The 1897-nt window shown below is 74.8% G+C and carries 3 protein-coding genes; 2 read left to right on the top strand and 1 reads right to left on the bottom strand.

The genetic code is table 11. The annotated features are described in order from the left end of the window. On the bottom strand, positions 1-237 hold a 237-nt coding region (locus AB0G02_RS37680), incomplete at its 3' end, for a LysR family transcriptional regulator (protein WP_360804536.1). 71 nt (positions 238-308) lie between these two features. Here AB0G02_RS37680 and AB0G02_RS37675 point away from each other — a divergent pair. Both AB0G02_RS37675 and AB0G02_RS37670 read left to right on the top strand, forming a co-directional pair. After that, positions 309-1139, top strand: coding sequence for an SDR family NAD(P)-dependent oxidoreductase (locus tag AB0G02_RS37675; protein ID WP_360804533.1), 831 nt, complete (start codon positions 309-311; stop codon positions 1137-1139). A 275-nt stretch (positions 1140-1414) separates the two neighbouring features. Next, positions 1415-1897, top strand: a 483-nt coding sequence (locus AB0G02_RS37670; protein ID WP_360804530.1) for a phosphatase PAP2 family protein, incomplete at its 3' end; no start/stop codon positions are given.

The raw sequence follows: 1897 nt of genomic DNA, 5'->3' as shown, positions 1-1897 counted from the left end.
CGCGTCGAGCTCGGCCAGCACGGTGACCGCGCGGCGCAGCACCACGTGACCCGCGTCCGTGAGGCGCACCCCGTCGCGACGGCGTTCGAGCAGGACCGCGCCCACGGCGTGCTCCAGCGCGGCGATCTGCCGTGACACCGCCGACTGCGTGTAGCCCAGCGCGGCGGCCGCGGCCGTGAGCGTGCCGCGTTCGGCCACCTCACGCAGGACCCGCAGGCCGGTGACGGTCACATCCATGAGGATCACGCATACCAGACTTGCGGAAGTCTCGTTGGCCGCAGAGCCGGCGGACTCCTAGCGTGGCCGGCATGACCCGTACCGCTCTCGTCACCGGCGCCAACCAGGGCATCGGCTTCGCGCTCGTCGCGGAGCTGGCCGACCGGCTCGGCCCGGACGACCTCGTCCTGCTCACCGGTCGCGACCCGGAGCGCGTCGCGACCGCCGCCAAGAGCGTCCACGGCACCGCCCGCGTCGAGGGCCGCGTCCTGGACGTCACGGACGCGGACGCCATCGCCGCGCTGGCCGCCGAGCTGGGCCGCACCGACATCGTCATCTCCAACGCCGTCGGCCCGCTCACGCCGGGCGTGCCCCCGGCCGAGCAGGTCGACGAGTTCGCGGCGGTCGCGAACGGCGGCACGCACGCGGTGCTGCGGTCGTTCGGCCCGACGCTCCCGGCGGGCGGTCGGCTGCTGGTCGTGGCCAGCTCGCTGGGCTCCCGCGGCCACCTGCCCGCCCACCTGCGCCCGTTGCTGGACGGCGTCACCCTCGACGAGGTGGAGGCGGTGGTGGAGCAGTGGCGTGAGGCGGTGCACGACGGCACGGCGGCGGCGAAGGGCTGGCCGGAGTGGATCTACGTGCCGTCGAAGGTCGCCCAGGTGGCGGCGGTCCGCGCGGTCGCGGAGGAGCGCAGGCCACGCGACCTGGCGGACGGCACGCTGGTGGCGTCGGTCTGCCCGGGTCTGGTGGACACCCGCGCGTCACGCCCGTGGTTCACCGACTTCAGCCGCGCGCAGACCCCGGCGCAGGCGGCCCGCCCGATCGTCGACCTCGCCCTCGCCCCGCTGGACCCGTCGACGTACGGCGAGCTGGTGCGGTTCGGCGCCGTGCTGCCGTGGCACAGCGGTGGGCCGGTCGACTGACCTGCGCTCGGACCGGAGGGCGCCGGGAGCGGTCAGCCGTGGCCGCCGCACCGACGGAAGCGGCGGCCGGATGTCGTTGTGCGGCAGGCGGACGACGGCCGGGAGCGTGCCGTCGCCGGTGACCGCGGTCGGCCGGGGCGGTCGGCTATCGTGACCGCGTGAATCCGCCGCCCGACAGCGAACGTCGACGTCCCGCGCCGACGGTGGAGGCCGGCGACGAGCCCGCGGCAGCCGCTCCCGGACGGTCGGGCCCGGCCGCGCGAACGTGGGCGGACGTGCTCTTCCGACGCGTCGGCGGGCGACCCGTCGTGCTCGTCGAACTGGGCCTGCTGGTGCTCTGGTTCCTGCTGTTCCTGCGTCTCGACGCCGCCGTGGGCAAGGACTTCGCGGCGGCCGACGCCAATGCGCTGGTCCTCCAGATCGTGGAACGCGCCGTGCACCTCGACATCGAGTCGAGCGCGAACAGCGGGCTGACCGGGAACCCGGTCCTCGCGCACCTGGCGGTGTACCTGTACCGGCTGTACTACCTGGCCGTCGTCGGGGTGCTGGTGTGGGTGTTCGTCCGGCACGCCGACGTCTACCGCCAGGTCCGCCGGACGATGGTCGCGATGATGGTCCTCGTCCTGCCGGTCTACTGGGCGGTGCCGATGTCGCCGCCGCGCTTCGCCCTGCCGGGCGCCGTGGACGTCGTCGCGCGGTACGACATCGTGGGCGAGGCCGCCCGGATGAGCTGGACGCACCCCAGCCACCACACGGCC

This window comes from Actinosynnema sp. NPDC023658 (assembly GCF_040639995.1).
Classification (GTDB): Bacteria; Actinomycetota; Actinomycetes; order Mycobacteriales; family Pseudonocardiaceae; genus Actinosynnema.
Note: the sequence above shows the minus strand (reverse complement) of the source record. Positions and strands in the feature narration are given on the sequence as shown.